12 protein-coding genes are annotated in these 12,184 nt (G+C 32.2%); 5 read left to right on the forward strand and 7 right to left on the reverse strand.

Features of this window, described 5'->3' with window-relative positions; translation table 11 throughout:
• The first annotated feature begins 174 nt into the window (after positions 1-174).
• Together ACXKY9_RS29975 and ACXKY9_RS29980 are read left to right on the forward strand one after the other, a co-directional pair.
• Complete coding sequence (locus tag ACXKY9_RS29975) at positions 175-1,218, forward strand: tyrosine-type recombinase/integrase (RefSeq protein ID WP_001021539.1); 1,044 nt, start codon at positions 175-177, stop codon at positions 1,216-1,218.
• Positions 1,219-1,431: 213 nt separating this feature from the next.
• On the forward strand, positions 1,432-1,758 hold the full coding sequence (locus tag ACXKY9_RS29980) for a helix-turn-helix domain-containing protein (RefSeq protein WP_000019020.1): 327 nt from the start codon (positions 1,432-1,434) through the stop codon (positions 1,756-1,758).
• A 332-nt stretch (positions 1,759-2,090) separates the two neighbouring features.
• Here the strand turns inward: ACXKY9_RS29980 and ACXKY9_RS29985 are convergent, their stop codons facing one another.
• The 5 genes from ACXKY9_RS29985 to ACXKY9_RS30005 form a co-directional block, all read right to left on the reverse strand.
• The gene (locus ACXKY9_RS29985) at positions 2,091-2,243 is read right to left on the reverse strand and encodes a hypothetical protein (protein WP_000734601.1); all 153 of its coding nucleotides are present in this window, start codon (positions 2,241-2,243) and stop codon (positions 2,091-2,093) included.
• The gene (locus tag ACXKY9_RS29990; protein WP_001001083.1) at positions 2,240-3,463 is read right to left on the reverse strand and encodes an AimR family lysis-lysogeny pheromone receptor; all 1,224 of its coding nucleotides are present in this window, start codon (positions 3,461-3,463) and stop codon (positions 2,240-2,242) included. The genes ACXKY9_RS29985 and ACXKY9_RS29990 overlap by 4 nt, the downstream gene beginning before the upstream one ends.
• A gap of 206 nt (positions 3,464-3,669) precedes the next feature.
• Positions 3,670-5,313 (reverse strand): peptide ABC transporter substrate-binding protein, encoded by a 1,644-nt coding sequence (locus tag ACXKY9_RS29995; protein WP_016090374.1) that lies wholly within the window; start codon positions 5,311-5,313, stop codon positions 3,670-3,672.
• A gap of 701 nt (positions 5,314-6,014) precedes the next feature.
• Positions 6,015-6,293 (reverse strand): AbrB/MazE/SpoVT family DNA-binding domain-containing protein, encoded by a 279-nt coding sequence (locus ACXKY9_RS30000; RefSeq protein ID WP_000843046.1) that lies wholly within the window; start codon positions 6,291-6,293, stop codon positions 6,015-6,017.
• A 66-nt stretch (positions 6,294-6,359) separates the two neighbouring features.
• Positions 6,360-6,500, reverse strand: a complete 141-nt coding sequence (locus tag ACXKY9_RS30005; protein WP_014481865.1) for a hypothetical protein — start codon at positions 6,498-6,500, stop codon at positions 6,360-6,362.
• Between the two features lie 274 nt (positions 6,501-6,774).
• On the opposite strand from ACXKY9_RS30005, the gene ACXKY9_RS30010 reads away from it, so the two are divergent.
• On the forward strand, positions 6,775-6,969 hold the full coding sequence (locus ACXKY9_RS30010; protein WP_031303430.1) for a hypothetical protein: 195 nt from the start codon (positions 6,775-6,777) through the stop codon (positions 6,967-6,969).
• Between the two features lie 246 nt (positions 6,970-7,215).
• The gene (locus ACXKY9_RS30015; protein WP_001043935.1) at positions 7,216-7,488 is read left to right on the forward strand and encodes an HU family DNA-binding protein; all 273 of its coding nucleotides are present in this window, start codon (positions 7,216-7,218) and stop codon (positions 7,486-7,488) included.
• A 489-nt stretch (positions 7,489-7,977) separates the two neighbouring features.
• Here the strand turns inward: ACXKY9_RS30015 and ACXKY9_RS30020 are convergent, their stop codons facing one another.
• Positions 7,978-8,493 carry a hypothetical protein gene (locus ACXKY9_RS30020; RefSeq protein ID WP_000914524.1) on the reverse strand — a complete coding sequence of 172 codons (516 nt, stop codon included), beginning with the start codon at positions 8,491-8,493 and terminating at the stop codon, positions 7,978-7,980.
• Between the two features lie 140 nt (positions 8,494-8,633).
• Positions 8,634-10,070 (reverse strand): IS4-like element IS231C family transposase, encoded by a 1,437-nt coding sequence (locus ACXKY9_RS30025; RefSeq protein WP_001053969.1) that lies wholly within the window; start codon positions 10,068-10,070, stop codon positions 8,634-8,636.
• A 772-nt stretch (positions 10,071-10,842) separates the two neighbouring features.
• Here ACXKY9_RS30025 and ACXKY9_RS30030 point away from each other — a divergent pair.
• On the forward strand, positions 10,843-12,108 hold the full coding sequence (locus ACXKY9_RS30030; protein ID WP_000272577.1) for a Y-family DNA polymerase: 1,266 nt from the start codon (positions 10,843-10,845) through the stop codon (positions 12,106-12,108).
• The last annotated feature ends 76 nt before the right edge of the window (positions 12,109-12,184 follow it).

Below are 12,184 nucleotides of genomic sequence, written 5' to 3' on the forward strand. Positions count from 1 at the left end.
TCCATTATATATCTTCTAAACAGAAACATTAAATTTTAAGGTAAAAATATTATTTTAATCATTTAAGTTTATACCACGGTAAATAATCTGTTTATTGTGGTATAATTAGAATCATAAAAATATATATGAAAACATTTGTTTACTATTTCATTCTATAAAAGGTTGTGTTTAAATTTGAATATTATAAATTACGAACATAATAACCAAATTGTAAAATCAAAATCAGATTTTTTTGATAGCTCTCATTTTGAAAACATTATGGGTTTAGGTATCCGTAATATTGACTATTCGCAATTAAGCGAAGAATCATTGGTTTATCTATTTTTACACGATGAGCCATCTTTAACGAAAAAAAGAAGTGAGCGAACCAAACAACAGTATCTGCACGATCTTTCTCATTTTCTTCGTTACATAAAAGAATCAATTGGAACCATCCAGGAATTATCCCATAATGAGATGGAAATCTACTTCTATGAATTAAGTAAGAAATATGCTGCCACTACATTACGTAAAAAGAAAACAATAGTTCAGCAGTTTTTAAAATATGTGTACGATAACAACGGACTCTCAGACAACTTTAGTAGTCGCCTTAAAAAAGTATCCGTAAAAAAAGAAGAGCTGGTCAATCGTGACCTTTATCCAGAAGAAGTTAACCAGATCTTAGATGAACTAAAAAAATCCAACTATTTTGTTTACACTGCATTTTTCCTGTTAACTACAACAGGACTACGAATTGAAGAAATCGCAACTGCTAAATGGGCAGATTTGGTCTTTCATTCATCTTTAAATGCCTATCTACTTCGTGTAGTTGGTAAAGGGAATAAAAGTAGGGAAGTTCGCATCTTTGAAGATACATTGGATGCTTTATGCCATGTTCGAAGTTTACGTAAACAAACAACAGAACTAGACACATCGAGTACTTCTGCTTTTCTCCCTAAAGCTGATGGATCAAATTATCGAGCGGACTATCTCTCTTCTCTTGTGGCCAAAAAAATAGAAGAAATAAATTTAGATTTTCTGCGTTACCGACAGGATAGAATCACTCCTCACACTTGTAGGCATTTCATGGCTAATTACTTAATGGAAAAGGGTATTGAACTAAAAAAAATAAGGGACTATTTAGGGCATGAATCTATCATGACTACAGAACGTTATTTAAGAGAGCGTACAAGACGTCAAAACTTGGCCACAATAGATATAGGAAATTCATTATTTTAGTTAGTATATATAATAGGAAGAAACTCGATTTAATGTTTCGATTTCTTCCTGTTTTTTTTGCTCATAGAACTCTAAATATTTCTCTATCATCATAACATTTAAACTAATTATTACAAATTAATTTAAAATATGACTTATTATTAGTCATTAGGACACAATTTACCTTTTCTGTTTTACACTAACTTTATAAATCAGAAAGGAAAAGGTGATGATATGTCCCATCTAAGCAAACGACTTGCTGAATTGAGAAAAAAACAAGGATATACCCAATCCGATATATCACATCGCCTAAACATTGCCCGCACTACTTATGCAAATTGGGAATATGGGAAAGCTGATCCTGATGCAGATTCCATCATGAATCTTGCTGAAATACATAATGTCTCCATAGATGAACTATTCGGGCGAAATGCACCCCTCGAAAGTAAATTAGAATTAATTAAAGTAGCAATATCCGATTTGCCTCCACAAAAACAGCAAGAAGTGTTAGAGGTTCTTATTGACTACACCTACTTCATAAAAAAGCATTTTGCCAAATGAATGTAAAATTATTTTTCAGTATTTTTTTATGATACGTGAGTTAAATGCACTTGCTTAATATTAGCCTGTATAAAGGGGCTACGCATTTTCAGTGCCCCGCCCTCGCGGAATAATCTTTGGAAACCCTTGTGTTATCAGTAGATTTGATAACACAAGGGTTTTTGCAACCTTACTAACAATATAGTTTAAAAATTTGATTTCGTATCAGCTATCAGTTTGTGAATGATTCACAAACTTTTCTTGTATTTCGAATTTGATATTTAGGAAATATCCCTAAAAACAACGAATGCGATTGCCTCCTATGAGACAATCGCATTCTAATTATTTAAAGGTTAACCCATTCCACCACCGGGATCTCCCATTCTAGCTAATAAATTTTCTGAATCTTTTTCAACTAAATTGTTTGGTTGCTCTTTACTACCAGCAGTATAAATAATTCCTGCTGCCAAAATAATACTTGTTACTACAAATAATAATTTCTTCATATAGCACCACCCTCATATATTATACCATTTTTATTAAATTCTACTACTATTTTTTTAGGGAATTTGCTGTAGAACCTATTACCAACACACTCATATAGCGCAATTGACTTTTCAATTAAAGTAATATCATTCTTTGCTATACCTAAAATACAATATTGCATTGGACTTAAAAATCTATTCTTCTTCTCTAGTTTATTAAGAATATCAATTGCATTTTGATAGTTCCCCTTAACAATCTCTAAAAATGATTCTTCAGCAGGATGATATATTTTTATATTCTCCAACTCTTTCCTATTAACTAGCTTAATAAAAGCATATGTATTAAGAATCGACTGCTTTCTTTGAAGTTCCCTTTCAAAATTACATGGCTCTAATTGTTCTAGAGATTTATTTATATACCTGGATGCACGCTCATAGCATTCGAAGGTATAAGACTCTGCTAAATATACAAGTGCCGATGCTCTTAAAAGATGAAAACACCCTTCAGGATCTTCTAAATCTAGAATCTCCTGACATAAACGCCTAGACTTTTCGAGATCATCTTGCACCAGGTACGCATATGCTAAACCTTCTTTAATCCTACCTAAATAAGATGTTCTAATAAAACTATCAGTTATCGCATTAACGTCTGGTGATAATACCTCAGCATACTCGAATAAAGAATTATATTTTTCTAAATCATACATAGTATAGTAAGTTAATATGCCGTATAAAACCTTCATCTCTTTTGTCTTAATTACTTTTTTACCCTTACGATCTTCCAGTTTAGCTAACAATTCTTGCTTTTTAATACTGCCACTATTTCTAAGCCATACTAGTTCATATACATAGGCCCATTCTCTATTCATTGCGAGTGAAGACTTGCTTTCTTGATCCACTACTTGCTTAAGAAGTGATAAATCACCTTTTGAATTTGCATATTCCATGGCAATCCTCAAGTTCTTCTTGCTTGTTGTGACAGAACAGAAGGTGTGTAACATCTTTCTTTGTTTATTAATATCACCCGCATACAATAGCTTCAATAATCTAATTAAATTCCAAAATCCAAATTGATTTTTCCCTGTTAAATTCTTCGAAAGCGTTCCTGAAGAAATGCCAATTATTTTAGCGATATCCTCTTGATTTTTCCTTTGGAAATCAATTTCATCAATAATTTTACTCAAGAATTTGTTTAATGTTTTTTCTGAAACTTTATCTTCTCTCTTAAGTGCTTCATTCATAATATTTTCCCTTCTAAAAAAACAAGAATTCCCTAATATCCCTCAGTATATTTGTAACATCCAATATCGTTATATTCGATTCTAATATAATCGTATTGAAAAAAATGTCGATTTTTGTCGATATAACAAGATAATTAAATATGTAATTGTGCATAATTACTATGCAAACTAAAAGGAATCGAATTAATTCGATTCCTTTTTTTCGCTTATTTTTTCACTTCAGCCCATTTATAGTTAAATTCCCCACCAAAATCATTCGTCACAATACCTTTTATAGAAGAACGCTGTAAATACGATCTACCTGGTTGATAAAATGGTGCGACTGCTCCATCTTCTAATAATATTTTCTCTGCTCGTTTCATTGTCTCCCAACGAGCATTTTCATCACCAGCTAAGTCTGTTTTCACTTGATGAATTAGTTCATCATATTGTTTATTGGAATACTTATCAAAGTTATATGTACTATCTGTCGTAAACAAATCTAAAAATGTAATCGAATCAGGAATATCTGGTCCCCATACATCAACACCTAAATCATAATCACTATTTAGAAGCAACTGAATTTGCTGTTTGCGTGGCTGTGGTTTAACATAGACCGTTAGCCCCTCTAAATTCTTTTCTAGTTCACCTTTCAAATACTCCGCATTTTTCTTGGCTATTGCATTATCACTCGTGAGCAATTCGAGTGTTACTTGTTCTTTCCCAAGTTCTTGTTTTGCCTTCTTCCAGTTTTCCTTGGCTGCCTTCACATCATCTTTTACTAATGCTCCATTCTCTTTCCTGAAGTCTTTTCCATCCGATCCTTTAGCAAACTCAGCGGGTATAAAACCATCTGCAGGAAGAGAGCCATTATTTAACACTGTATCTACAAAGGCTTTCTTATTCATTGCCTGACTAATTGCCAAACGGACATGTTTATTTTTTAATACTTCATTTTTTTGATTCATACGTAAAAACTGCATAGTTACTTCAGGTCGCTCTTTGAAATCAGAACTATTTCTATATTTATCTACAAACTCACCTGTTAGTCCTACACGGTCAATTTGACCTGCTTCATATAAATTAATTTCTGTTGACTTATCTTTCACAATATCAAAGTTAATTTCGTCTAATTTCACTGTTTTAGTATCCCAATAATTCGGATTTTTTTTCAACTGAAAACCTTGTTCGTGCTTCCAATTATCCAATGTAAATGCGCCGTTATAGACCAATTGCTTTGCTTCTAAACCATACTGCTTTCCTTGTGATTCAAAATACTTCTCGTTAATAGGTAAAAATGTTGCAAACGTTGTTAAATCAATGAAATAAGGGACAGGCTGCTCTAATTGCACCTCAAATGTTTTATCATCAATTGTTTTTACCCCTAGCTGATCTACAGGTAGCTCTTTACTATTAATTCGCTTTGCATTCTTTATATCAAAGAATAGAAATGCATATTCCGCAGCTGTATTAGGGTTCACAGCACGTTTCCAGGAGAATACAAAGTCTGCAGCTGTTACAGGTGTTCCATTTGACCATTTGGAATCTTTTAGATGGAATGTGTATGTTTTTTTATCTTCACTCACTTCATACGATTTTGCCACACCAGGAATTACTTTGTTATCTTTTCCTAGTGTATACAGACCTTCAAACACATTCCGCATTACATTCATTGATTCACTATCGGTTGCCTTTGTTACATCCATTGTTGGGATCTCCGCTATATACGGTAAATTAATGGATTGTTTTGTTTCATTCTTGTCAGTTGCCTTTGCTGTATTTTTAGTCTCTTTCTCTTCACTACTACAAGCTGTTAGTAGCAGGCTGGCTCCTATAATAGAAGCTACAACCGATGTAACTTTTTTAAACATCTTACTTTCTTCCTCTCTATATGTACGGTTTAATTAATCAAATTATCTGTATATCTAATTTTAGGGGATATGCGAATATAGATTCCCTGTCACTAATAGTATTCAGGCGTTTTTTAGCATCATATACGTAATATCTCTATACATTAAACCTCTTATTACTTTACCATTAAAACCGTAGCATTCTAGGGATTATTGTGTCAATCACTAAAATTAATTTCAAATTAGGTATCATTCTATTAAAAAATAGTTTGATTATAATAATTCCTTTCAACTCACAGGAAAAGTTTTCCGTAAAAAAGAACCATAACCTTGTCGTAATGTTTTGAAAAAATTATAGTTCATATTACACTCATATTTCTAAGCGTGCTGTCTACTTTCTACAGGGAGATTGAATAGCAGCAACAATACCTCCGATAGTTCTTTATTCCCATCATACCATTTTTATTAACTATGTATGATACACTCTACAATAGCATCTAAGTACAGTGAATTGTTAAAAAGGAATTATGTATTTTCCTTGAATTATATTTATATATATAGAATACGTGATGTTATTTGTGCTAAAATGAATGTGATATGAAGTATTGTTAATATATTTGCCATTGTAAAAGTAGTGTTTTTAAAATTATGTTGGTTTAAGTCAAAGAAAAAGACATCTATATAGATGTCTTTTTCTTTGTAATGTACTAAGAAGAATATTCTTATTTAACTAATTGCTGCTGGATTTCCTTAATTAAAAGTTCAGCGCCTTCTGGACTAAGAACAATTTTACCATGTGCTAATGATATATTTTTTTCTGAAATATCACCAGTTATTGCACAAGCATCATAAGATTTATATTTTTGTAAAATAATCTTTTCATCTTCTACGAATATTTCTATAGGATCTTTTTCTGCAATTCCTAACGTTCTTCTTAACTCTTTCGGAAGAACAATTCGCCCTAATTCATCTATTTTTCTAGTAACACCTGTTGATTTCATGTTTATACCACCTTTTATTTTTTATATTTCTAGCTACTTTCTGCATGTCATACCACAATTATATATCTAAATTCCTTTATCGTCTTTTACCTTGTTTTCTCTTTTTTTAGCTTCTAAGCTAAATTTAGCGTAAGTCATTATCTTTTCTAGTTCATTTTTGGAAGCATTATAATCTTTAATATAACGCTCTTTTCTTCCTGGACTCATATATTTATTTTTTCATTTCGTTTATTGTTTCTATATTCATGACTTTTCGTTTTCCCTTTTTAAGGCTAATACATCACTGATTAGAAATAATAGTGAAACCAATGGAACTATTCCTTTGATATTGCTAGAAATTCCATAGCAATGCTATTATATATCTATGAATAAGTAAAAGGATATTCAATATGACTAGGTGCAGCTACTTCTATTTTAATTGAAATTTCAACTATATACAGTAACACTTTTAATATAAGTAAGGGAGCGATTACTGTTGAAAATGACAAAAGGAGATGCAATACTCCGTTTGCTGACAGAAATTAAATTAGAGCTGAAGGAAACAAAAGAAGCTATTGAAAAATTAGATGAGAGATTAGATAAAATAGAAAAGCAAACACTTTCTACAAATTCATCTAAACCTGCTCTAAATACTCGAAAAGAAAAAGATTGGAAATATCCTTCTAAGATGAAATGAATTAGAGGGATATTTTTCATTATAGAATATGTGGAAACAAGTAGAACATCTAGAATAAGTACTTTTCATCATTTAATATAGATGTTACAATTTAGACTGTACGATGAACATGTTTTTCTTTCTTACTACCACACAGAAATTGTCCCCTAGCTCTTGCTAGGGCTTTTTCTATGCACAATATTAATTGCATCATAAGTATACACACGTTATAATAGTCACCTAATTACATATGAAGAGGTGCAAAAAATGAATAAGACAGAATTAACAAAAGTAATAGCAGAAAAAGCAGAACTTACACAAAAGGATGCAGCTGCAGCAACACAAGCTGTTTTAGATACAATAACAAATGCGCTAGCAAATGGAGAAAAAGTACAGATTCTTGGTTTTGGTACATTTGAAGTACGTGAAAGATCTGCACGTACAGGACGTAACCCACAAACAGGTGAAGAAATGCAAATCGCCGCTTCAAAGGCACCTGCTTTTAAAGCTGGAAAAGAATTAAAAGAAGCAGTGAAATAATTATATATAGTCAAAAGGGTTTGATATTTATCTCAAACCCTTTTTTAATAGCCTTTTTTTCATAAAACAAAAAATATCATCCAAAGTTTATATAAATAATATAGATTCCCCAAAGAATGTAACTAACTTGTGTTATGATATACATTGTAAATTCGAAACCAGTGAGCTTTCTTTCTCTTTTTATTTTTCGTAAATACAGATAAAAACAAAAAGTAGATAAAAGCATTAAGAATACAGAAACATTATATATATTCTCTATACTAGTAATAACCGATCAACTCCTCACCTGAAAATTAGTTAGTATAGAATAAGCATATCATATGAAAGTTTAACTTACTTCAAATCTACTTTTTTTCAACAGAATATACTTAATATTTTCATATTTAACAGAAATACTTCTTTAAAAAGATAAAAGAATCTCTTTTGCATCAATAGATTTACAAAAGAGATTCTAATTTTAGTTCATTTACTTATAAGATATCAGGCTTATTATTCATGAGGGTTAGGTGCAATATAAGCTGGAGCTGGCCCGCAAGTTACTGCAAAAGCAAATAACAACGCAGGCTTATATGGTAGCCCAAGCAACGAAAGCATTCCCAATGCTCCCCAGTAATCCTCTTTCTTAAGATACGATTTTATTTGATTAAAATATGATTTACTAATACCTAATGCATCCTGCCAACATCTTTCCCAAACGTTACTAGAGTACATATTAGATGGAATTTCTTCATCATTCATTACATAAACACCAGCTATAATAGCTGCTTTTTCTTCATTGTTATATGAAGATTTCGCTAATTCTTCTTTATTAAGAACATATTTACCTGTTTTATCATCCTTTACCATAAGTACCGAAAAAATATATTCTAATTCTTTAACTTGAGCTTCTAATTCCTCCTGTGTTGCGTTGTATTTCTTTCCATCCTCTATAGTTGCAGCTGAAGCGAGAGTTGGTACAAAAACTAGAGTAAGAGCCATTAACATAAACATCATTTTCTTTAACATAGTGAATTAACCCCATGCCCATCAACTTAAGGATAGAAACTCTACGGTTTTCCATTAATTGAAATGAACAAACTTTTAAACAGTATAATCCTCTTAAAAATGAGCATACGAAATAAACCCTAACGGGTTTCATTTTTTTCTTATGCAGCTTTCTTTTGTTTTCTCAATCCATTATACTCATAGACAACACCCATAATATCAAAGATAGTTTTCTTCTCATATCGATGGGATTTCCGGCCATTTTTCTTTAGTAGGGTAAACAGGCGGATTAAAACCTTTGTTATTATACGGGTGTTTCTCTGTATCGCTTGATATAACAGGGATAGATGATCTTGAATCATCCCAATTGCTTTATATTCGCTTAGTTCTCTTTTGTGCTTTTGCAACAGAAGTTGGCGCATCTTAAACATCGTGGAAGAACATATAAAAATGGCAATGAGTTTTCCATACACATGGCATTCTAATCGCTCTTGTTTGATAGTTTGCCAATGATGAATTTGAAATAGAGATTTCCACGTTTTAAATATGATTTCGATCTGCCAGCGGAGGGAGTAAAAATCATGAATTTGTTCCATCGGAACCACTTCCCAAGGCGTATTCGTAACATATATGTTGATACCCGTTAATCGTTTACTCTTTTCTGAAAATGTAATCCCCTTTTTACTTTCGGTATAGCTTTGTTTTTTTCTACGTTCCAGTATTTGTTCCTCTGTTAATCGGTAGATAATTACTCTTGTAAATAATCTTTGATTCTTGCCAATATACGACTCTTTTATTTCATACGTTTGTCCTGGTTTTAACGTGTGCATAATGTTCTCTAAATCAACTTGGATATACTGTGACTGTTTTTTGATTGTCCCATTTCGAAAGTATTCTGGAAATGGATTTTTCGTATAGACGGTATGGTTTAACTTAAGTCTTGATATATAGCACACGCCACGTTGATCCATTTGATCTAAGTCTTCCAATGAAAAATATCCTAAATCACGAATACACAGATCACCCGGCCGTAAGGTATCTAAGCAATCTGTTCCAAATGTTTTATCATTATTTTTTCCAGGACCTACCTGGAAGTTTAAAAACTGTCCGCTGTGTAAGTCATATTCTAATTGAATCTTGATACCTGCAGTTTGTGCACAACCACCTGACCCAGGATATACATGTGCTAAATGTTTCGGTACTTGGAAAATCGTCGCATCTAAAATACGGATTCGTTGAAAATACGTGAGTGCTGCACTTGAAATGGCTGATGTTTTACAAAGTTTACTTTTCCATAATGCAGAAAAAATATATTTCAAAAATTCAACCGCTTTTTTATCAAAGCGTTTATTGAGTCCTTCTGGACTCATAAGAGTGCCTGTGGCGGCGTGTAATTGACTGCATAGTCGAACGAGAGAATCACTCGCTGTACGTTGACTGACCCAGATACATATGGTAGCTAATTCATTTCCTGAAAACTTTCGTTTTCTTTTTACAAAACCTAATTCTTTAGCGAGTTCTTCCAAAAGAGAAGGGGTTAAATGACGATACAGCTCTTCAGAAAATAGTTGTAATTCATCTTGAATTGAAAGATTCATAAAAAATGTCATCCTTTCTAGCTAGCTTTTTAGAAAGAATAACGTTTTTTGACACTTGGGGGTAGTGCAAATTCTTAAGTTGATGGGCATGTGAATTAACCCCCAGAATTTAATTTTTTCTTCTCCTCCCAAAACTATAAACTTACTATTTGAAGTTCCGATTTTCACTTAAAGCATTTACATGTATCACCCTCTATTTCCAATATTTATAATAATAGTAATATAACCGACTATAATTGTATATATTTTACAATCAATTCACCTATTACGATCATTTGAATTTCGATATATAACTATAAAAAAAGTTATTATGTCTACATAATAACTTTTTTTCACCAATCTACTAGCATAGTTCTAAATATAGAAAAATATCCTAATAATATTTGAGGAAAACATATTCATATAATTTTATTTTTGTATATTAAAATTATATATAAATGCTATACTAAGATGAATCAAGAAGCATCCAAGATTCTTTGATTAATCACTACATTTTCCTTAAAGCAAACTCAACAAGAAAAGACACTGTATAGTGTCTTTTCTTGTTGAGTTTGCTCCTTTAATCAATAGTAAGAGAATATATATCTATACCTTCTTATTGCCGATTGGTATTAGAATTGCTGCTCCCACAAGCAGAATATCTGAAAGACACTCATATAAGAGTGTCTTTTCTTTATGTAAAAAATTATTTTTAAACAAAAACTCTTTATAAAAGAACACAGGTTCGTATATAATAAGAACAAACGTTCTTTTGATTTAAGGAGGAATCACAGTGTATGACTATTCAATCCTACCGAATAGAATCATCTTATGTGTTGATTTACGTAGCTTTTACGCTTCAGTTAGTTGCATTAAAATGGGGTTAGACCCTATGCATACAAAGTTGGCTGTAGTAGGTGATGTGAACAGGAGCGGATCAATTTTATTAGCTGCAACTCCACCACTGAAAGCACTGGGCGTAAAAAAGATGGCAAGGCTTTACGAGATTCCTCGAAGAAAAGATATTCTTGTTGTGAATCCGATTATGAGTACTTACATAAAATGCTCTAATTACATAACGGAGTTAGCTTTACAATACGTTCCTTATGAGGATTTCCACCAGTATTCCATAGATGAATTTCTGTTGGACGTTACTGATAGCATTCATTTATTTGCTAACGATCCCTATGAATTTGCTTTGAAATTCAAACGTGAAATATATGAGCATACACGCATTGAATGTACCATCGGAATTGCTCCGAACCCTTTAATGAGTAAGGTTGCTTTAGATATTGAAGCAAAGAAGAACAAAGAAGGTATCGCATATTGGAAGTATGAAGATGTCCCAACAAAATTATGGAGTATACGACCACTCAATAAATTTTGGGGCATTTCGTACAAAACAGAAGAAAAATTGAATCGAAAAGGGATACATTCTATTGGGGATTTAGCCAATTACCCTCTTAAATACTTAAAACAAAGCTTCGGCAAGATTGGGGAGGAATTGCACTTACATAGCAACGGCATCGACTTCAGCCGTATTTCGGAAAAATACGTCCCTGCTACAACTTCAATCGGAAAAAGCCAAATTCTAATGCGCGACTATACAATAGAAGAATTCCCAATTGTTCTATTGGAACATATTGAAGAAGTCTGTTATCGCCTTAGAAGACAAAACAAACTTGCTCAAACCGTTCAATTCTCTGTTGGTTATAGCAAGAGTTATACAGGTGGAATTAGGAAAACACATACTTTAAACCGTCCAACAAATTTAACAATGGATATTTATCATATCTGTACATACTTTTTGCATCAACAATATACTGGCGAACCCATTCGCAGCATAAACATATCCTTAACAAACTTAATTCAAGAAGGAGAAGAACAAATTTCTCTTTTTGATAATGTCACGAAACGAGAACAAGAAGTGAAGCTAACAAAAGTAATGGATGAAATACGCACAAAGTTTGGGAAAAACAGTATTTTACGAGGGATTTCCTACACGCATAGCGCTACAGCTAGACACAGAAATACACTAATAGGGGGCCACAAATCATGAATAACGCTAATATGCCAAAAGGAAGAGGAATGGTGTTAACAATAGTATAATATATGAGTAGAGATAACGTATACAA

The organism is Bacillus sp. 2175, assembly GCF_057812155.1.

Coding starts and splice junctions, on each gene's coding strand:
- ACXKY9_RS29980 (WP_000019020.1), top strand. CDS start 1,432: ATGTCCCATCTAAGCAAACGACTTGCTGAATTGAGAAAAAAACAAGGA.
- ACXKY9_RS29985 (WP_000734601.1), bottom strand. CDS start 2,243: ATGAAGAAATTATTATTTGTAGTAACAAGTATTATTTTGGCAGCAGGA.
- ACXKY9_RS29990 (WP_001001083.1), bottom strand. CDS start 3,463: ATGAATGAAGCACTTAAGAGAGAAGATAAAGTTTCAGAAAAAACATTA.
- ACXKY9_RS29995 (WP_016090374.1), bottom strand. CDS start 5,313: ATGTTTAAAAAAGTTACATCGGTTGTAGCTTCTATTATAGGAGCCAGC.
- ACXKY9_RS30000 (WP_000843046.1), bottom strand. CDS start 6,293: ATGAAATCAACAGGTGTTACTAGAAAAATAGATGAATTAGGGCGAATT.
- ACXKY9_RS30005 (WP_014481865.1), bottom strand. CDS start 6,500: ATGAGTCCAGGAAGAAAAGAGCGTTATATTAAAGATTATAATGCTTCC.
- ACXKY9_RS30010 (WP_031303430.1), top strand. CDS start 6,775: ATGACAAAAGGAGATGCAATACTCCGTTTGCTGACAGAAATTAAATTA.
- ACXKY9_RS30015 (WP_001043935.1), top strand. CDS start 7,216: ATGAATAAGACAGAATTAACAAAAGTAATAGCAGAAAAAGCAGAACTT.
- ACXKY9_RS30020 (WP_000914524.1), bottom strand. CDS start 8,493: ATGTTAAAGAAAATGATGTTTATGTTAATGGCTCTTACTCTAGTTTTT.
- ACXKY9_RS30025 (WP_001053969.1), bottom strand. CDS start 10,070: ATGAATCTTTCAATTCAAGATGAATTACAACTATTTTCTGAAGAGCTG.